Genomic DNA, 19,118 nt, shown 5'->3' with positions numbered 1-19,118 from the left:
AGAAGACAAAAAACAAGCCGTGCTCATCCCATCAGGCTTTGCTGGCAACGTCCTGTTGCAGACGCTCCACAAACGCGGAAACGGACATCACGCCCAGATCCACGTTGCCACGGGCACGCACGGCCACTTGACTGGCATCCCGCTCTTTGTCGCCCACTACCAGGAGGTAGGGGATCTTCTGAAGGGAATGCTCGCGGATTTTATACGTAATTTTCTCGTTACGCAAATCCGCCTTAGCCCTAAATCCTTGTTTTTGCAGCAGTTGCACGACGTTTTCGGCATATTCCGCCTGCGAGTCGGCAATATTCAGGACCAGGACCTGCTCCGGCGCCAGCCAGGCAGGCAGCGCGCCGGCGTGGTTTTCCAGCAAGATGCCCAGGAAGCGCTCGAAAGACCCCAGGATGGCCCGGTGCAGCATGACCGGGCGCTTGCGCGAGTTGTCTTCGGAGACGTATTCGGCATCCAGGCGCTCCGGCAGCACCAGGTCCAGCTGCAGCGTGCCACATTGCCAGGACCGGCCGATGGCGTCCTTGATATGGTATTCCACCTTCGGGCCGTAGAAGGCGCCCTCGCCCGGCAGCTCTTCCCACTCCACGCCGCAGGCACGCAGCGCCAGGCGCAGGCCTTCCTCGGCGTGATCCCAGACTTCGTCCGAACCGGCGCGCTGATCCGGGCGCAGCGACAACTTGACCGCGATGTCCTTGAAGCCGAAATCGTCGTACACGGAGAACGCCAGCTCGTTGAACGCCTTGGCCTCCGCGACGATCTGCTCTTCCGTGCAGAAGATGTGCGCATCATCCTGCACAAAGCCACGCACGCGCATCAGCCCGTGCAGCGCGCCGGAGGGCTCGTTGCGATGGCAAGCACCGAACTCGGCCAGGCGCAGCGGCAAGTCGCGGTAGGAGCGCAGGCCGTGATTGAAAATCTGCACATGGCCGGGGCAGTTCATCGGCTTGATCGCGTAGTCGCGCTTCTCCGACTCCGTGACGAACATGTTCTCCTTGTAGTTCTGCCAGTGACCTGACTTCTCCCACAGCGAACGATCCATCACTTGCGGCGTGCGCACCTCTTCATAGCCGGCCTGCGTCAGGCGGCCGCGCATGTACTGCTCCACCGCTTGCCACACCTGCCAGCCCTTCGGGTGCCAGAACACCATGCCCGGCGCCTCTTCCTGCAGGTGGAACAGGTCGAGCAGCTTGCCCAGCTTGCGGTGGTCGCGCTTCTCGGCCTCTTCCAGCATATGCAGGTAAGCTTCCTGGTCTTCCTTCTTGGCCCAGGCCGTGCCGTAGATGCGCTGAAGCATCTCGTTCTTGGCGTCGCCGCGCCAGTAGGCACCCGCCACCTTCATCAGCTTGAAGACCTTGAGCTTGCCCGTGGACGGCACGTGCGGGCCACGGCAGAGGTCGACGAACTCGCCCTCGCGATACAGGCCGATCTCCTGGTCCTGCGGGATCGAGGCGATGATCTCGGCCTTGTACTTCTCGCCCATCGACTCGAACAGCTTCACGGCTTCGTCGCGGCTCCAGACTTCGCGCGTTACCTTCTCGTCCTTCTTGGCGAGCTCGGCCATCTTCTTCTCGATGGCAACCAGGTCCTCGGGCGTGAAAGGGCGCTTGTACGCGAAGTCGTAGTAGAAGCCGTTCTCGATCACCGGGCCGATCGTCACCTGCGCCTCGGGATACAGCGCCTTGACAGCATAGGCCAGCAAGTGCGCCGTCGAGTGACGGATCACATCAACGCCATCGGCATCCTTGTCCGTGACGATGGCGAGAGCCGCATCGCGCTCGATGAGGAAGCTGGTGTCGACCATCTGCCCGTCCACCTTGCCCGCCAGGGCAGCCTTGGCCAGGCCCGAGCCAATGCTCTGCGCCACTTCGGCCACCGTTACCGGGCCGGGGAATTCGCGTCGGGAACCATCCGGCAGCGTGATTGCGATCATCTTGCACCTCATCAGAAATCCACCCGCCGGCGCCGTGCGGCCGGCAAGCGAATAAAAAGCATCTTGTAGCGCCAGGCTCATGCCACTTCATGTAACCAGCATGAGCCAGGCAGCGGGGACTTCGCTCGGATCCACCCACGGGCGACCGAGCAGGATAGCAGGGAGCCAACAAGCGACAGACGAAAAAAAACGCAGCCAAGGCTGCGTTGTTTTTCGATTTAACCCCAATCCACCGGGTCCGAAGGCGCACCTCGACTACTGTCGCTAATTAGCGGTAGTAGTTCGCTGTGTCTTGAACATGGCGCCTTTTCCGTTCCAGGTTATCGGGATCAACCGGACTGCTTCGGTACTTCTTACTGCTATGCGTTGGTAGGCTCGATTGGACTCGAACCAACGACCCCCACCATGTCAAGGTGGTGCTCTAACCAGCTGAGCTACGAGCCTATGGTACTGCTTGAAACTAACCGCTGTATGCGCTTGCTGCACTGCGCCTACGTCTTACTGCTTGTTCGTTGGTAGGCTCGATTGGACTCGAACCAACGACCCCCACCATGTCAAGGTGGTGCTCTAACCAGCTGAGCTACGAGCCTACGGAGAACGAAAGTATAGCATCACTTTCTTTTCGCTTGCAAGACCCCCACCACATCTTCGATCAAACCGAGTGCGCGCTGCAGCTGCGTGGCCTCGGAAACCTCGGCGGTGAACTGCATCCGCGCGACGCCTTTGCTCGACAGCGTCTTCACGCCGGTGACGTTAATCTTCTCACGCGACAGCACTTCGGAGATGTCGCGCAGCAGCCCTTGCCGGTCGATCGCCTCCACGTGGATATCCACGGGATAGACGGCATCGCTGCGTTTGCCCCACTCGGTTTGGATCACGCGCTCCGGCGCACGCGCCGAGAGTTGCCCGAAGGTGTGGCAAGTGCGGCGATGGATCGAGACGCCGCGCCCGCGCGTAACGAAGCCCACGATCTCGTCCGGCGGCGCCGGCTTGCAGCATTTGGACATCTGCGTGAGCAGCGAATCCACGCCCACCACCAGCACACCGCTCTTGGCGCCGCGCGCCACGCTGGTAGCGCGGCTCTTCTTGGTGACGGCCTCTTCCTCGCTCTGCACCACCGCGGCTTCGCCCTCGGGGTGCCGCAGCGCCTGCTCCACATGGCGCAGGCTGAACTCATCCTTGGCGACCGCGGCGAACAGGTCGTCCGGCGTCTTGAAGCCCAGCCGCGCGGCAAGGTCATCCAGGTTGACGGCAGTCTTGCCCTCGCGCTGCAAGGTCTTGTCGATCAGCGCGCGGCCTTGCGACATGGTCTCTTGCGAATCCAGCGCGTTGAACCAGGCGCGCACCTTGGCGCGCGCGCGCGGGCTGGCCAGGTAGCCAAGTTCTGCGTTGAGCCAGTCGCGTGACGGGCCGCCCTGCTTGACGGCGATAATATCCACCGTCTGCCCGTTCTTGAGCGGCGTGTTCAGCGGCACCATGGTGCCATCCACGCGCGCGCCGCGGCAGCGATGGCCCAGGTCCGTATGCAGGTAGTATGCGAAATCCACCGGCGTAGCGCCTTGCGGCAACGCGACCACGCGCGCCTGCGGCGTCAGCACATAGATGTGGTCGTCGATGGCCGCGTGCTTGAGCTGCTCCCACGGCGACTCGTCGTGCGCAACCGAATGATCGGCGTCGTCCTTCCACGCCAGCAACTGGCGCAGCCACGCGATCTTCTCGTCGTAGCGCTCGCTGGCGGAGAACTGGCCGCTATAGCCCTTGCTGCCCGCTTCCTTGTAGCGCCAGTGCGCGGCCACGCCGTACTCGGCGAAGTGATGCATCTCCTGGGTGCGGATCTGCACCTCGAAGGCGCGCCCGTCGTCGCCGATCACCACCGTGTGCAGCGACTTGTAGCCATTCGACTTCGGCCGGGAAATATAGTCGTCGAACTCGCGCGGGATCGGCTGCCAGATATGGTGCACGATGCCCAGCACGGTGTAGCAATCCTTGATGTCGTCGACAATCACGCGGAAGGCGCGCACATCGTAGAGATCGGCAAAGTCGAGCTCCTTGCCGCGCATCTTCTTCCAGATGCTGTAGATATGCTTGGGCCGCCCGCTCACCTCGGCGCGGATGCCGGCCGATGCCAGCTCGGACTGCAGCCGCGCGATGGCGCTGGCGATATAGCCTTCGCGCTCGATGCGTTTTTCGTCGAGCAATCGTGCGATGCGCTTGTAGGTATCGGGCTGCTCGAAGCGGAACGCCAGGTCCTCCAGCTCCCACTTCATCTGCCAGATGCCCAGCCGGTTGGCCAGCGGCGCGTAGATGTCCAGCGTTTCGCGCGCAACGCCTGGCAACGGCTGCGCCTTGACCTGCGCCAGCCAGCGCAGCGTCTGCAGGCGCGAGGCGAGGCGCACCAGCACCACGCGGATGTCCTGCGCGAAGGCCAGCAGCATCTTGCGCAGCGCCTCCACCTGCTCCTGGCGCGCGGCGATTTCGTCCTTGGTGGTTTCGGGCGCGCCACTGTGGCCCACCGCGATCGCGCCGATGCGCAACAATTGCCGCACACCCTTGACCAGCCCCGCTACTTCTTCGCCGAAGAGCGGCTCGATTTCCACCTCGCTGCCAGGCACGAACGCAGCCAGCGCGAACAGGCAGGCCGCCGCGCGCGCGGCATCGTCGACGCGCAGTCCATCGAGAATGCGCAGCATGCCTTCGGCATGCGAGAGCACGGTTTCGCCGGTGGGCAGCAAGGCGGTGCTGCCGCGCTCGCGCACGAACGCCAGGGCGCGCTCCACCAGCCCGGCATCGGGCGTGCCGGCAATCTGCCCGGTCAGGTCAGTCGACGTCACCATCTCGCTGCCCCAGCCTCACTTGAGCGCGGCGGTGACCACCACTTCGATCAGGTACTGCGGATTGGCCAGGCGAGCCTCCACGGTGGCGCGCGGGGGCGTATGGCCCTGCACCACCCACGCGTCCCAGACTTCGTTCATGATGCCGATCTGGTCGACGTCGGTGAGGAAGATCTGGCACGAGAGAATCCGGCTCTTGTCGCTGCCTGCTTCATTCAAGAGGCGCTCGATATGGCCCAGCACCTCGGCGGTCTGACCGCGCAGGTCCGCGCCGGGATTGACTTCCGGCACCTGGCCGGCAAGGTAGACCACGCCGTTGTAGATCGCGTATTCGGACAGGCGCTTGCCCACATGGGCGCGCTTCAGTTCATTGGTACTCATGGCAATACTTTAGTCATCGGGTAAAACATCAAAATCATCGGGACCGGGCAGCGCGTCTCGCTTCAGGCCGCGCCCAGGAAAAACTGCTTGGCGATGGCCACTTGCGCGGGATCGATGAACGTCGGGGCATGCCCCACATCCGGCACTTCCACGGAAGTCACGTTGCGCCCGCGCGCCACCATCTCCGCCACCGTCTCGCGTGTGAGCAAGTCGGACTGCGCGCCACGCACCACCAGCGTGGGTGCCTGGATGGCCTCGAACATCTGCCACAGCGCAACTTCGCCCGCGCTCACCTGCTCGGGCGTGGTCTCGCGGAACGGTAGCGCCATCGCCGGATCGTAATGCAAGCCCCATTCCAGCCCTTCCGCACCCTGCACAGGCTTGAGGATGGCGCCGTTGAGCTCGCGCCATTGCTCGGGCGTGTGCCGTCCAAAAGACGCGCTGATGGTCTGCAGGTAGGCCAGGCCTTCCTCGAAGGTCTTGAAGCGCACCGGCAGGCCCAGGTAGGCACCGATCCGCTCCACCGCCGAGGCGGCGATGCGCGGGCCCACGTCGTTGAGCAGCAGCTTGCGCACCGGCGACTTGGGCAGGCCAGCCAGCCCTATGCCGATCAGGCCGCCCATCGAGGTGCCGAACCAGTCGACCTGCTCGACATTAAGCCGGGCGATCAGGGTGACCATATCGGACACGTACTGCGGCACCACGTAGCGGCGCGGGTCCGCGAGCCAGTCCGAGCGGCCACGCCCGGCCACGTCGGGGCACACCACGCGATACTCGCCGCACAAGGCGGCGGCTACCGTGTCAAAGTCACGGCCGGTGCGCGTCAGGCCATGCACGCACATCAGCACCCGGGGATTGGTGGGATCGCCCCATTCGTGATAGGCCATGCGGTGAAGGCCCGCCGGGCTGATGCACTGGACGAAGCCGAGGCGCGGACTGACTGACGACATCTGAACTCCCTGGCAATACGGTAGCAAGAACGGCGCCGCCGGCATGGTGGCGCCCGGGTTGGGCAAAGCTGGATTGTACGCTGCAGCAGTTACAATGCCACAGCATCGGGGTTCTCGCCGCCATGCCTTTGCCGCTGGCGCGCGACGGGTCCCTCGCGCAGTCCAACTCCAACGTGCAAAGCACTCCGACGAAAGGGCAAACATGCTTAAAGGCAAGACGGCACTGGTCACGGGTTCCACCAGCGGTATCGGGCTCGGCATCGCACAGGCACTGGCCGCCCAGGGCGCCAACATCATCGTCAACGGCTTCGGCGATGCAGAGGCCGCCGAGCGCGAGATCGCGCAGGCCGGCGCGGGCATTCGCGTGGGCTACCACGGCGCGGACATGAGCAAGTCCGCCGAGATCGAAGACATGATGCGCTACGCCGACGCGGAATTCGGCGGCGCCGATATCCTCGTCAACAATGCCGGCATCCAGTACGTGGCGAATATCGAGGACTTCCCGCCCGAGCGCTGGGACGCGATCATCGCCATCAACCTGACCTCCGCCTTCCACACCACCCGCCTCGCCCTGCCCGGCATGAAGCGCAAGGACTGGGGCCGCATCATCAATATCGCCTCCGCCCACGGGCTGGTGGCCTCCGCGCAGAAATCCGCCTACGTAGCCGCCAAGCACGGTATCGTCGGCCTGACCAAGGTCACCGCGCTGGAAACCGCCCAGACCGGCGTGACCGCCAATGCGATCTGCCCGGGCTGGGTGCTGACGCCGCTGGTGCAAAAGCAGGTGGAAGCGCGCGCGCAGAAGGACGGCATTCCCGTGGAGCAAGCCAAGCACGAGCTGGTGATCGAGAAGCAGCCTTCCGGCCAGTTCGTCACGCCCGACGAGCTTGGCGCGCTGGCCGTGTTCCTGGCCAGCGACGCGGCCCGCCAGGTGCGCGGCGTGGCCTGGAACATGGATGGCGGTTGGGTGGCGCAATGAGCGCAATGAGCGCAATGAACACAAAGGCACAGAGCATGCAGCGACGCCACGTTCTGCGCGCCCTGGCCCTGGGCGCCGTCGCCTCGCTGGGGCTGCGCGCCGGTGCCAGCGCCGCTGCTGCCCCGCTCGCCATTGAGGTGTACAAGAGCCCGCAATGCGGCTGCTGCAAGGGCTGGGTCGAGCACCTGCGCGCGAACGGCGTTGCCGTGACCGTGCGCGACGTGGAAGACACCGGCGTCTATCGCGCCCGCTTCGGCATGCCAGAGCGCTTCGGCTCCTGCCATACCGGCCGCATCGCAGGCTATGCGATCGAGGGCCATGTGCCGGCCGCCGACATCAAGCGCCTGGTAGCCAGCAAGCCCAAGGCGGTGGGCCTGGCGGTGCCTGCCATGCCGGTTGGCTCGCCAGGCATGGAACAGGGCACGCGCAAGGACCCGTTCGATGTCCTGCTGGTCCGCGCGGATGGCGGCGCATCGGTCTTCGCCAGCTACAACAAGCGCAGCACCTGAAGCACCTGGCGCCGAGAATAAAAAACCCCGCGAACGCAAGCTCGCGGGGTTTTTTTCATTCCGACAGCGCGTATCAGAGCAGCGGAGCGCCCGTCTTGCTCTGGATCTCTTCGCGGCTCACGCCCGGCGCGGTCTCCACCAGCTTCAGGCCGGCTTCGGTCACGTCGATCACGCCAAGGTCCGTGATGATGCGATTGACCACGCCCACGCCGGTCAGCGGCAGCGCGCACGACGCCAGGATCTTGATGTCCTCGCTGCCGTCCTTCTTCTTGGCGGTGTGTTCCATCAGGACCACCACGCGGCCGACACCTGCCACCAGGTCCATCGCACCGCCCATGCCCTTGACCATCTTGCCCGGGATCATCCAGTTGGCCAGGTCGCCCTTCTCGCTGACCTGCATGGCGCCGAGGATAGCCAGGTTGATATGGCCGCCGCGAATCATCGCGAAGGAATCCGCCGAGGAGAAGATCGACGAGCCCGGCAGGGTCGTCACGGTCTGCTTGCCGGCGTTGATCATGTCAGCGTCGACCTCGGCCTCGGTCGGGAACGGGCCGATGCCCAGCAGGCCATTCTCGGATTGCAGCCAGACTTCCATGCCTTGCGGCACGTGGTTGGCCACCAGCGTCGGCAGGCCGATGCCCAGGTTCACATAGAAGCCGTCCTGCAGTTCGCTCGCGGCGCGCGCCGCCATTTCGTCACGTGTCCATGCCATGATGATTCTCCTTAGCCCGCGGCACGCACGGTGCGCTGCTCGATGCGTTTCTCGGGGTTGGCGTTCAGCACGATGCGCTGCACGAAGATGCCCGGGGTGTGGACCTCATCCGGATCCAGCGTGCCGGTATCGACCAGGTGCTCGACCTCGACGATGGTGACCTTGCCGGCCATCGCGCACATCGGGTTGAAGTTGCGCGCGGTGCGGCGGAACACCAGGTTGCCGGCGCGGTCCGCCTTGTACGCCTTGACCAGGGCCACGTCAGCGGTCAGCGCGCGTTCCATCACGTACTGCTGGCCATCGAACTCGCGGATTTCCTTGCCGTCAGCCACGATGGTGCCCACGCCGGTCTTGGTGAAGAAGGCCGGGATGCCCGAGCCGCCGGCGCGCAGCTTCTCGGCCAGCGTGCCCTGCGGGGTGAATTCCAGCTCGAGTTCGCCGGCCAGGTACTGGCGCTCGAACTCCTTGTTTTCACCGACGTACGACGAGATCATCTTCTTGATCTGGCGCGTGGCGAGCAGCAGGCCCAGGCCGAAACCGTCAACGCCAGCGTTATTCGAGATGCAGGTGAGTTGCTTGGCGCCGCTGTCGCGCAGCGCGGCAATCAGCGCCTCCGGGATGCCGCACAGACCGAAACCGCCAACCGCGATCGTCTGGCCGTCGCGAACGACGCCCGCGAGCGCCTCCGCGGCGCTGGCGTAGACCTTGTTCATGTTTGCTCCTTCCTCGGTGATTTCCTGTCATTGCGCCCGCCTCCAGGTGATGCTGGCGAGTCACGCAGGGAAATTGTAACGGTACAATCGGACGGAGATCGTCCAGTTGCCAACCGTCCGACAGCATACGCAAGCGTCGCATCCCGCGCCAATACGTACAATTACATAAGCAAATGCCCGCCATCGACTACCAGACCGCCTTCCAGCTCGCCCCAGTCGGCCTCGTGCTGTCGCGCGAGCGCATGATCGAGGACTGCAATGACGAGCTCTGCCGCATCTTTGGCACCACCCGGGCCGCCATGATCGGCGAATCGTTCCAGGTACTCTACCCCACCGCTGACGAGTTCGAGCGTACCGGCGCGCGCATCGTGCCGATCATGAACGCCAAAGGCACCTACTCCGACGAGCGCATCATGAAGCGCGCAGGGGGCGACCTGTTCTGGTGCCACGTCACCGGGCGCTCGCTGGACCGCCAGCAGCCCTTGGGCGCCGGTATCTGGACCTTCGAAGACCTCTCGCAGAAGCGCCCGGTCACCGCCGAGCTGACGGCGCGCGAACGCGATATCGCCGCGCAGCTGGTTGATGGCAAGACCAGCAAGCAGATCGGCAAGCTGCTCTCCATCAGCCCCCGCACGGTGGACATCTACCGGGCCAGGCTGATGAAGAAGTACAGCGCACATACCTCGGTCGACCTGGTGCAACGCCTGCTCAACCACTAAGGGCGGCGCCCTATTCCATCAGCGCCCGGATTGCCGGCGGCACGGGCACGGATTTTTCGGCCTCGTAGTCGCACCAGACCACCTTGGCGCCGCCTTGCGCGTACACCACGTCCGGCTGGTCGATGCGGCGGATCTCCATGCGGGTCTCGAAGCTGGTGCGCCCCAGGTCGCCCGCAAACATCCGGCACTCGATATCCCCGGGATAACGCAGCTGCTTCAGGAAACTCATGTGGGCGTTGATGATGACTGGCCCGCAACCGCTGGCGTCCTTGCCGCCATGTCCCAGCGACTCGAACCAGGCGATGCGGGCCTGCTCCAGGTAGCGGAAGTAGACCGTGTTGTTGACATGGCCCATGGCGTCCATGTCGCCCCAGCGGATGGGCATGAGCAGAGTGAATACGGGTTTCATCCGCGTGAGCGTAACACCGGGAGCCTGTCGCTTCCATCGGCGGAAACGACGGTTTACGCATCGGCACGCCTGGAGGGCGGCAGCCCTGGCCTTTGATCAGCCGGGCCAGCTCAACTCGGGCCAATCCGATTCTGCAATCAGAATTTCCGGCGAGCGCCAGCCGGCGACGGACGCCGCCGGCCCGGCAGGCAAATACAGAAAAACGATGGCTTAGCGGCGCGCCGGGCGGTCGCTGCCCGGCGCACCGGGCATGGCAAGGCCGGAATCCGTCAGGGACGATTCCATGCGGCGGATCTGCTCCTGCAGCTGCTCCAGGCGGATACGGGAGGCACGGCTCTCGATTTCCGCGCTCTGCACCTCGATGCGCGCCGCCTTCTGCTCTTCGGCGATGCGCTGGCGCTGCGCCTGCATCACGCGCACGTCTTCATTCAGCGCATTGGCACGCGCCTCGGTTTCCTGCAGTGCCTTGTCAAACGCGCGTTTTTGCGATGCCAGCACCTGGCGGCGGATATCGTCATCCGCCCAGATCGCGCTCTGCTGCGTTACCTGGCGGTAAGCCTGTTCCGCCGCCCCGATCGATTCGAAGCGGAAAACCCGCCAGAGATTCTTCTGGTAGAACAGCGCCACGTAGCAAATCACCTGATCGTCCGCAAGCATCAGCGTGGTGCCGTAGTCGCCGTTGTAGCTGGTGCGCAGCTCGCGCACCGACCTGTCGCGCAGGCGCTTCTGCAGCTCCGACACCAACCCCAGGGAAGCCGGCGAGGCCTGCGGCATGCTGCCCGAAGCGGTCAGCGGCGCCGGGGCCACCGACATCGGCACGGGCTCGGCTGCCGCCACGACACCGGAGGCGGACAGCGACAACGCCAGGCCGATCAGGCTGGCTAGCAAAGGGGCGCGGCAGGAATTATTCAACATGGCGTTCCGGCTGGGACGGGGACGAAATACGGTTCAGGAAATCGGGGTGCATCATGCGGCACTGCCCGGCGGCAATGATGCGCAACGCGCACCCCACCGACCGCGGATTGTAACAAGCTTCCCAGCAAGGACCGCGTTTTGTCACCATGACGGGATTGGCGGTGCCATTCCCGCAACAGCCCCACCGGCGTGGGGGAGCGTTAGCGCCACCCCACGCATTGGCGATTGCCGGCCGCTTAGCGCTTGGCGATCGAGGATTCCGCCTTGCTCACCAGTTCCACGCCAATCTGCTTCTTCCACTTGTCATAGACCTTGGCCGTGGCCTTGCGGAAGGCATCGTGCTCGGCCGGCGTCAGTTGCGCCACCTTCACACCGTGGGCCTCCATATCCTTCCAGGCCGGTGCGCCCGCTTCGACCAGGCCCTTGCGGGCCAGCGCCGTTTCCTGCTTGCCGGCGTCGATGGCGGCTTGCTTGACGATCTCGCGGTCGGCCGGCGTCCAGCTTTCCCAGATCTGCTTGTTGACCACGAAGATCAGCGGGTCAGCCACGTAGCCCCAGGTGGTCACGTACTTCTGGCCGACCGTGTAGAGCTTGGCGGCGGCGAACACCGATTGCGGGTTTTCCTGGCCATCCACCGCGCCCGAGGCCATGGCCGGCTGCGCGTCGGCCCAGCTCATCTGGGTCGGGTTGGCACCGAGCGCATTGAAGGTCTCGATGTACAGCGGCGAGCCCACCACACGCAGCTTCATGCCCTTCAGGTCTTCCGGCTTGCGGATTTCGCGCTTGGAGTTGGAGACTTCACGAAAGCCGTTCTCGCCCCAGGCCAGCGGCACCACACCGGACTTGTCCAGGGTCGCGAAGATCGACTTGCCGACTTCGCCTTGCGTGAGGGCGTCCAGTGCCTTGTAGTCAGGCATCAGGAACGGCAGCGAGAACAGGTTCAGTTCCTTGACCTGCGGCGACCAGTTGATGGTCGAGCCAACCGCCATGTCGATCACGCCCTGGCGGATCGCCGAGAACTCGCGGGTCTGGTCGCCGGCCACCAGCGAGGTGCCCGGGTACAGCTTGATGTTGATGCGGCCGCTGGTGCGCTGGCGCACCAGGTCGGCCCAGATCTCGCCGCCCTTGCCCCACGGGAAGGCCGGGCCGAGCACCAGCGACATCTTGTACTCGGCTTTGTAGCTCTGCGCCATGGCGCCAGCGGGCGCGAGGGCGGCAGCGGCGATGGTGGCTGCCAGCGACAGCATCAGGGCACGACGTTTCATGCGTTCTCTCCTCTCAGGATCTGTTGTGTGTTTCTTATGGGCAATCAGAATTTCAATACCTCAAGTACCTCAAGTACCTCAAGTAGCTCAAGTACCTCGAGCACCTCAAATACCTCAATAACCCAGGTAGTCGGGCAGCCAGGTCGCCAGCGGCGGGAAGGCCAGCACCAGCAGCATGGCGACGAACATCGCCAGCAGCATCCACACCACCCAGGGCACGGTCTCTTCCATGCGCACGCGCGCGATCCGGCACGAGACCATCAAGTTCACCGCCAGCGGCGGCGTGAACTGGCCAAGCGCGACCTTGAGCGTAAGCACCACGCCGAACCACACCGGGTTCCAGTGGAAAGCATTGGCGATCGGCAGCAGCAGCGGCACGAAGATCAGGAAAATCGAGATGCCGTCGAGGAACATCCCCACCGTCATCAACAAGGCCACGATCAGCGCCAGCACGCCGTATTCGCCCAGCCCGGAATGCGCAATGGCATTGGCCAGCGGATCGATCACGCCCAGCGTGGACAGCGCGTAGGCAAAGATGCCGGCCAGCGCCACCACCAGCAGGATCACCGCGGAAGTCTCCGCCGCCTCCTGGAAGATCACGAACAGGTCGCGCATGCCAATGCTGCGGTAGATCACCATGCCGACGAACAGGCCGTACACCACCGCCACCACGGCGGCTTCGGTCGGCGTGAACCAGCCCGCGCGCATGCCGCCCAGGATCAGGAACGGCGCGACCAGGCCCCAGGCCGCTTCGCGCAGGCTCTTCCAGAACGGCGGACGCGGCAGGCCGGCCTCGATGGCGCCCATATTGTGCTTGCGCGCCAGCCAGACGGCCGGCACGATCAGCGCCACGCCGGCCAGGATGCCGGGGATCATGCCGGCGGCGAACAGCGCCGGCACCGAGGCGCCAGGCACCAGCACGCTGTAGATGATGAAAGCAACGGACGGCGGGATCAGGATGTCGGTCGCGGCGGCAGCGCCGACCACGGCCGCGCTGTACGCGCCGGGATAGCCGGCCCGCGACATCGCAGCGATCATCACCCCGCCCACCGCGGCCGCATTGGCCGGGCCGGAGCCGGAGATGCCACCCAGGAACATGGCGACCAGGATGGCCACCAGCGGCAACATGCCCGGACCGCGCCCGACGATGGCGATGGCGAAGGTCACCAGGCGCTGCGCCACGCCGGAACGGTCGAAAATCGAGCCGACCAGCACGAACATCGGGATCGCAAGCAGCGGGTACTTGCCCAGGCCGGCGTAGAAATTCTGCGGCACGGCCAGCAGGCCGAACATCTGCGTGTCCAGGTTGGACAGGCCGATCGCCACCAGGCCGCCAAGTCCCAGCGACACGCCGATCGGCACGCCCAGCATCATCAAGCCCAAGAACACTACGAACAGGATAATGGCAATGAGGGTCATGGCGTGGACTCCGAAGCGGCTGCGCCATCGACGCGCTCGGCATGCAGGGCCTTGAGCGCGCGCAGGTTGCGCACCGCTACGCCGAGCGCCCGCAGCGCGATGGCGGCGGACAGCACCGGCAGCCAGATGGAGTACCACCAGCTCGGCACGCCAATGCCCGGCGAGGTTTCTCCAAACGTGTATTCGTCCCACGCCACGCGAGCGCCCAGCACCGCCAGCGCGATGAACATGACCGCAACGGCTACCGCCGACAGCACCGCCAGGCGCCGCTGCCGCGCCGCACTGCCACGATCGAAGAAGAATTCAATGCGGATATTGCGGTCGCGCGCCACGGCTGCGCTGCCTGCCACCAGGGCCAGCACGATCATCAGGAAGACCGAGAATTCCTCGGTCCAGGCAAACGATTCATCGGTGAAATAACGGACCACCACGTTGGCGAAGGTGATGCACACCAGCAGCACCATGACGATCACGCCAACCCAGTCTTCAATTCGCGGCGATACCTTGAAGCCGCTGTCCCCTTGCTGGCTGGCGCCAGTCTCGTCCGGCATGGCCGTGACGTGTTTTGGGTCGGCATCGCGCCGCCCCTCCCGATCTGCTTGCATCTCCCCGGCCTCCGGTCCGGTCCGCGCGGCGCCGCTGGCTACGCACGGATTTTCTCTTTGAATTATGTAAAGACTTAATCTCAAGACTTGGCGGATTATGCCAAGACTTGCTGCGCGCGCGGGAACTTTTGCTCCGTGCCACGCATGGCTCCTGCTGGACAGGGGCACCCGTGCGCCCCACGCTGGCTCGCGCCAGCAGGCAGCCTTCTGGCCGTGGGAATCCGGCAGGCCATCGATTCCGCAGGGTGCCCAAGGGGACCGGATAAGCCCAGGGACCGTGAATCGCACGCCCGGCCGCTGCTTTTGGCGCGGGCCAGGGCCAACCTGCCGGCAAGCGCACGCGAGCGCGCGCCGCCCTTCTGACGGCTACACCATGCCGTCGTCGGCGGTAATGATCGCGCCGTTGATGAATGCCGACTGGTCGGACGCCAGCAGCAACAACAGGCCGTCCAGGTCCTCGGGCTTGCCCACGCGCTTGCGGGGCAGCATTTGGACCAGTTTCTGGCCGGCGTCGGTGTCCCAATGGTGGTGGTTGATATCGGTGTCGATATAACCGGGGCAGATGGCGTTGACGTTGATGCCATGGCGCGCCCACTCCAGCGCCATGGACTTGGTCATGTGCACCACCGCGGCCTTGCTCATGCAGTACACGCCGATCTGCGAGAGCACCTTGAGCCCGGCGACCGACGCGATATTGACGATGCGCGACTGCGGCAGCGGATTGCCGTTCTTCTCGGCGCCCTTGGCGCGCGCAATCATGCGCTTGGCCACTTCCTGCGCCACGAAGAAAGCGCCCCGGGTATTGGTGTCGAAGACGAAATCGAAGTCGTCGGGGGTCACGTCGGTCAGGCGCTGGGTGGTGGAGACGCCCGAGTTATTGACCAGGATGTCGATCGCCCCGGCCTCGGTCTCGGCATGGGCCACCGCGGAGCGCACGCTGTCGTGGTCGGTCACGTCGAGCTGCACCACGTGCGCGCTGCCGCCCTCGGCCTCGATCGCGGCACGCAGCTCCTTGAGCCGCTCGGTACGCCGCGACGCCAGGATGACCTTGGCGCCGGCACTCGCCAGGACATGGGCAAACCGCGTGCCCAGACCGCTTGAAGCGCCTGTCACCAGCGCGACCTTGCCTTCCAGATTGATCGACAAACCCATAATGGCCTCTATGTTCGGGAGCCCCCGGCGCCGCCTGCCATGGCCACGGCCAACGGGGGCTCCTCGCGAAATCTGCCTGCTGAAACCGAAGGCAGCATATCAAAAAAAAGAACGGTCGTTCCAAAAAAAATCTTGCCTGACCATGGCGAGTCCCGGACAATGCCGGAGATTCTAAGAACTCGGGCCACAAAGGGAAAGAGGAAAAACGCGCATGGCCGCTACGATCTGGCGAGTGCGCTGCCCCGCCCCTGCCCCAAGTTCCCCCCGATCATCGCATCCCCGGTACCACCGAACACGGCATTTCCCACAATTGCGCGCAAGTTGCCAAGAATAGAGGGTTAGAGACAATGAATCAGCAACAGCTCCTGGAGCAGTACGGCCCCCGCGAGGCCATGGAATACGACGTCGTCATCGTTGGCGGCGGCCCCGCCGGCCTGGCGACCGCCATCCGCCTGAAGCAGCTCGCCCAGGAGAAAGGCACCGAGGTCAATGTCTGCGTGCTGGAAAAAGGCTCCGAGCCGGGCGCCCACATCCTGTCCGGCGCCATCATGGACCCGGTTGCGCTCAATGAGCTGATCCCCAACTGGAAGGAGCTCGGCGCCCCGCTGAACCAGCCGGTCGCCGAAGACAAGTTCCTCTTCCTCAACGAAACCGGCTCCAAGGCCACGCCGTCCGCGCTGCTGCCGGAGTGCTTCCACAACCACGGCAACTACATCGTCAGCCTGTCCAACTTCACGCGCTGGCTGGGGCAACAGGCCGAGGGCCTGGGCGTCGAGATCTTCCCGGGCTTCCCGGCCGCCGAGGTGCTCTACAACGACGACGGCTCGGTCAAGGGCGTCGCCACCGGCAACATGGGCATCAACAAGGAAGGCGAGCCGACCGAGAACTTCCAGCTCGGCATGGAGCTGCACGCCAAGTACACCATCTTCGCCGAAGGCTCGCGCGGCCACCTGGGCAAGCAGCTGATCGCCAAGTACAAGCTCGACGCCGGCAAGGATCCGCAGAGCTACGGCATCGGCCTGAAGGAGCTATGGGAGATCGATCCCGCCAAGCACCAGCCAGGCCTGGTCGTGCACACCGCCGGCTGGCCGCTGGACCCGGCCACCTACGGCGGCTCCTTCCTGTACCACATGGAAGACAACAAGGTCGCCGTGGGCTTTGTGGTGGGCCTGGACTACACCAACCCCTGGCTCTCGCCGTTCGAGGAGTTCCAGCGCTTCAAGACACACCCGGAAATCCGCACGTATTTCGAAGGCGGCAAGCGCATCAGCTACGGCGCGCGCGCCATTACCGCCGGCGGCCTGCTGTCGCTGCCCAAGACCGTATTCCCGGGTGGCGCCCTGGTCGGCTGCGACGCCGGTTACCTGAACGCCTCGCGCATCAAGGGCAGCCACGCTGCCATCAAGACCGGCATGATGGCCGCCGAAGCCGCCTACGATGCGCTGCAGGCCAACCGCCAGCACGACGAACTGACGGCCTACCCGACCGCCTTCGAGAACAGCTGGCTGCACAAGGAACTGCTGCAGGCAAAGAACTTCAAGCAGTGGTTCAAGAAGGGCCGCACCACCGCCACGCTGATGACCGGCATCGAGCAATGGCTGCTGCCCAAGCTGGGCATCCGCAACCCGCCCTGGACCATCCACCGCGAGAAGCCGGACCACGTCTACCTCAAGCCAGCCGCCGAGTGCCAGCAGATCGTCTATCCGAAGCCGGACGGCAAGCTCACCTTCGACCGCCTCAGCTCGGTGTTCATCAGCAACACCAACCATGAGGAAAACCAGCCGGCCCACTTGACGCTCAAGGACGCAAGCGTTCCCGTCAATGTCAACTGGGACAAGTTTGCCGGCCCCGAAAGCCGCTACTGCCCGGCCGGCGTGTACGAGTTCGTGCAGAACGACGACGGCAAGGAACGCCTGCAGATCAATGCGCAGAACTGCGTGCACTGCAAGACCTGCGACATCAAGGATCCCACCCAGAATATCGTATGGGTGACGCCGGAAGGCGGCGGCGGCCCGAACTACGTGGGCATGTAAGTTCGCCGCAGGGCAAGCAAAACGGCACCGGATTCGGTGCCGTTTTCTTTGGGGCTCAGCCTTGGGGGCTCGACGTCGCGGGCGACGTCAGTGAGTCCTGGTAGAGCGGCTTGTCGTCGGCCACGCTCTGATACCAGCCAATCACATCGGCCACGCCAGCAATCAGCGTGATGAGTGCCGGGCCGGCGAGCGGCACCTGCCCGATCCCATCGATCAGGGCCAGCACCGCGTCCGTCATGCCACCAGCCTCGCGCGGCTTGCCGAGGGCTGTGGCCGAGGCCACGTCCAGGGGCGACATCCCGACCAGCAGGCGCGCACCGTCAGCACCGGCGCCGGCTGGCCTGGTTCCGCTCGAAAGAGCTTCCAGTCCCAGCGCGCGCTCGTCCATCGACAAAGCACGCGCCTGGCTGCCGCCCTGCGCAATATTGGCCATGGCTGGCATGGCAACGGCTAGCAGCGCCGCCAGGATGGGCGCGCGCAAGGGCGCGCCAAAGCGGGATATGTGCTTCATGATGTCTCCTTGCGGCAGGGATCGGGATATCGGCCCGCCGCAATGCCAGCATGCGATGCCCGATTTTCTTGTAGGGGACAGTAGAAACGAGAAGCGTGATTCGGGCAAGAATCCGTGTTAGCAGGATGACTCCAAACGCCGCCCCCTGTCACGCGGCGGTGACCTGCATGCTGGCATTTGCCAGCAACTGCTCATAGATAAAGCACTGGAGCAGCGTCAGCTCGCGCTCGCCGAGGGCTTCGAACACAACGCCGAACGTGGGAAACTCCGCATCGCCCTCGGCAGGCAACGCGTTGCGCACCACTCCGTCGACCATGATCTCGCTGTCCAGCGCGGCGGTGCGCAGATGGAAGCACAATCGCACCGCCGCACCGGATGCCGGCACTGCACCGGCGATCTGGATCTGCGCGCCGCCAGTGCTCAGGTCGGTCAGCAACACCAGACGGGCAGGCCGGTGCTGTGACGCGGCCTCATCGTCCGCGCTGCCGGGATCCACCAGGTAAGCCGCCAGCCGCGTCGGCACGCGGGTCGCCGCGCGCACCGGCATCTGTTGCGGCTCGACCGGCGCCGACAAGACCAGGTAACGGAAGGGACTGCGGCAGATGGCCGTCACCGTCGACTCGAAACTGAGGATGGCGTGACCGGAAAAGCCGCGCAGCAACACCGACTCGCCGGGCTTGAGCTGTAGTTCCTTCCCGCCGAGCTGCGGCCAGGTCACGAACAGGCCCTGCTCGACAAATCCGATCAGCCGGCTGGCCGCGGCGCGCCCGGTCTGCCCCGCCGACTTGACCTGCAGCAGCGTGCCTACCTGCAAGCCAAGCGGGCCCGCACTGGCCTGCCGCCCGCCGTCCAACGGCTCGCCCGCTTCACCCAGTTCGTCCTCTGGCCGGCACACCGTGCCATGGCGGAACACCAGGGCGACGTCGCGGTCCTCGGGAATCACGCTGCCGCTGCCGAGCACGAGATTGCCTGCCTCGTCCAGCAAGGACCAAGGCAAGGGCTGGCCGACGGGAAGATCGTCAGGGGTGAGTGCAATCATGGTTAGCACCGGTGAACGCCCGGGCAGGGGGCGTGGC

At 64.8% G+C, this 19,118-nt stretch carries 18 protein-coding genes and 2 tRNA genes; 4 read left to right on the top strand and 16 right to left on the bottom strand.

Features of this window, described 5'->3' with window-relative positions; all coding sequences use genetic code 11:
* Nucleotides 1–31: 31 nt before the first annotated feature.
* The 6 genes from thrS to F7R26_RS06875 all read right to left on the bottom strand — a co-directional run bounded on the left by thrS (nucleotide 32) and on the right by F7R26_RS06875 (nucleotide 6,101).
* On the bottom strand, nucleotides 32–1,939 hold the full coding sequence (thrS, locus tag F7R26_RS06900; protein ID WP_043345032.1) for a threonine--tRNA ligase: 1,908 nt from the start codon (nucleotides 1,937–1,939) through the stop codon (nucleotides 32–34).
* A 367-nt stretch (nucleotides 1,940–2,306) separates the two neighbouring features.
* Nucleotides 2,307–2,383 (bottom strand) — tRNA-Val (locus F7R26_RS06895).
* Between the two features lie 69 nt (nucleotides 2,384–2,452).
* Nucleotides 2,453–2,529, bottom strand: a tRNA-Val gene (locus F7R26_RS06890).
* 21 nt (nucleotides 2,530–2,550) lie between these two features.
* Nucleotides 2,551–4,773, bottom strand: a complete 2,223-nt coding sequence (locus tag F7R26_RS06885) for a RelA/SpoT family protein (protein WP_150983927.1) — start codon at nucleotides 4,771–4,773, stop codon at nucleotides 2,551–2,553.
* A gap of 15 nt (nucleotides 4,774–4,788) precedes the next feature.
* Nucleotides 4,789–5,151, bottom strand: coding sequence for a RidA family protein (locus F7R26_RS06880; protein WP_150983926.1), 363 nt, complete (start codon nucleotides 5,149–5,151; stop codon nucleotides 4,789–4,791).
* 62 nt (nucleotides 5,152–5,213) lie between these two features.
* Nucleotides 5,214–6,101 (bottom strand): alpha/beta fold hydrolase, encoded by an 888-nt coding sequence (locus tag F7R26_RS06875; protein WP_150983925.1) that lies wholly within the window; start codon nucleotides 6,099–6,101, stop codon nucleotides 5,214–5,216.
* Between the two features lie 202 nt (nucleotides 6,102–6,303).
* Here F7R26_RS06875 and F7R26_RS06870 point away from each other — a divergent pair, with 202 nt between their 5' ends.
* Nucleotides 6,304–7,080, top strand: a complete 777-nt coding sequence (locus tag F7R26_RS06870; RefSeq protein ID WP_150983924.1) for a 3-hydroxybutyrate dehydrogenase — start codon at nucleotides 6,304–6,306, stop codon at nucleotides 7,078–7,080.
* A 35-nt stretch (nucleotides 7,081–7,115) separates the two neighbouring features.
* Nucleotides 7,116–7,589 carry a DUF411 domain-containing protein gene (locus tag F7R26_RS06865; RefSeq protein WP_150983923.1) on the top strand — a complete coding sequence of 158 codons (474 nt, stop codon included), beginning with the start codon at nucleotides 7,116–7,118 and terminating at the stop codon, nucleotides 7,587–7,589.
* Between the two features lie 73 nt (nucleotides 7,590–7,662).
* On the opposite strand, the gene F7R26_RS06860 is transcribed toward F7R26_RS06865, so the two are convergent.
* Nucleotides 7,663–8,301, bottom strand: coding sequence for a CoA transferase subunit B (locus F7R26_RS06860; protein ID WP_150983922.1), 639 nt, complete (start codon nucleotides 8,299–8,301; stop codon nucleotides 7,663–7,665).
* 11 nt (nucleotides 8,302–8,312) lie between these two features.
* A complete protein-coding gene (locus F7R26_RS06855; RefSeq protein ID WP_043345022.1) occupies nucleotides 8,313–9,014 on the bottom strand; it encodes a CoA transferase subunit A in 702 nt (233 codons plus the stop codon).
* Nucleotides 9,015–9,187: 173 nt separating this feature from the next.
* Here F7R26_RS06855 and F7R26_RS06850 point away from each other — a divergent pair, with 173 nt between their 5' ends.
* Nucleotides 9,188–9,733 (top strand): PAS and helix-turn-helix domain-containing protein, encoded by a 546-nt coding sequence (locus F7R26_RS06850; protein WP_043345020.1) that lies wholly within the window; start codon nucleotides 9,188–9,190, stop codon nucleotides 9,731–9,733.
* Nucleotides 9,734–9,743: 10 nt separating this feature from the next.
* On the opposite strand, the gene F7R26_RS06845 is transcribed toward F7R26_RS06850, so the two are convergent.
* The 6 genes from F7R26_RS06845 to F7R26_RS06820 form a co-directional block, all read right to left on the bottom strand.
* Nucleotides 9,744–10,142, bottom strand: a complete 399-nt coding sequence (locus F7R26_RS06845; RefSeq protein WP_150983921.1) for an acyl-CoA thioesterase — start codon at nucleotides 10,140–10,142, stop codon at nucleotides 9,744–9,746.
* A 210-nt stretch (nucleotides 10,143–10,352) separates the two neighbouring features.
* Nucleotides 10,353–11,057 (bottom strand): DUF2968 domain-containing protein, encoded by a 705-nt coding sequence (locus F7R26_RS06840; RefSeq protein WP_150983920.1) that lies wholly within the window; start codon nucleotides 11,055–11,057, stop codon nucleotides 10,353–10,355.
* Nucleotides 11,058–11,293: 236 nt separating this feature from the next.
* Nucleotides 11,294–12,322 (bottom strand): DctP family TRAP transporter solute-binding subunit, encoded by a 1,029-nt coding sequence (locus tag F7R26_RS06835; RefSeq protein WP_150983919.1) that lies wholly within the window; start codon nucleotides 12,320–12,322, stop codon nucleotides 11,294–11,296.
* Nucleotides 12,323–12,436: 114 nt separating this feature from the next.
* Nucleotides 12,437–13,741 (bottom strand): TRAP transporter large permease, encoded by a 1,305-nt coding sequence (locus F7R26_RS06830; protein ID WP_150983918.1) that lies wholly within the window; start codon nucleotides 13,739–13,741, stop codon nucleotides 12,437–12,439.
* Nucleotides 13,738–14,346, bottom strand: a complete 609-nt coding sequence (locus F7R26_RS06825; protein WP_150983917.1) for a TRAP transporter small permease — start codon at nucleotides 14,344–14,346, stop codon at nucleotides 13,738–13,740. The genes F7R26_RS06830 and F7R26_RS06825 overlap by 4 nt, the downstream gene beginning before the upstream one ends.
* 366 nt (nucleotides 14,347–14,712) lie before the next feature.
* Nucleotides 14,713–15,498: an SDR family oxidoreductase gene (locus tag F7R26_RS06820; protein WP_043345010.1), complete on the bottom strand. Its 786-nt coding sequence runs from the start codon at nucleotides 15,496–15,498 to the stop codon at nucleotides 14,713–14,715.
* A 347-nt stretch (nucleotides 15,499–15,845) separates the two neighbouring features.
* Here F7R26_RS06820 and F7R26_RS06815 point away from each other — a divergent pair, with 347 nt between their 5' ends.
* Nucleotides 15,846–17,531, top strand: coding sequence for an electron transfer flavoprotein-ubiquinone oxidoreductase (locus F7R26_RS06815; RefSeq protein WP_150983916.1), 1,686 nt, complete (start codon nucleotides 15,846–15,848; stop codon nucleotides 17,529–17,531).
* 55 nt (nucleotides 17,532–17,586) lie between these two features.
* Here F7R26_RS06815 and F7R26_RS06810 read toward each other — a convergent pair whose 3' ends face one another.
* Nucleotides 17,587–18,042: a hypothetical protein gene (locus F7R26_RS06810; protein WP_150983915.1), complete on the bottom strand. Its 456-nt coding sequence runs from the start codon at nucleotides 18,040–18,042 to the stop codon at nucleotides 17,587–17,589.
* 148 nt (nucleotides 18,043–18,190) lie between these two features.
* Nucleotides 18,191–19,081: a flagellar brake protein gene (locus F7R26_RS06805; protein ID WP_150983914.1), complete on the bottom strand. Its 891-nt coding sequence runs from the start codon at nucleotides 19,079–19,081 to the stop codon at nucleotides 18,191–18,193.
* Nucleotides 19,082–19,118: the final 37 nt, after the last annotated feature.

Origin of the sequence: Cupriavidus basilensis (genome assembly GCF_008801925.2) — a bacterium.
GTDB lineage: Bacteria > Pseudomonadota > Gammaproteobacteria > Burkholderiales > Burkholderiaceae > Cupriavidus > Cupriavidus basilensis.
Note: the sequence above shows the minus strand (reverse complement) of the source record. Positions and strands in the feature narration are given on the sequence as shown.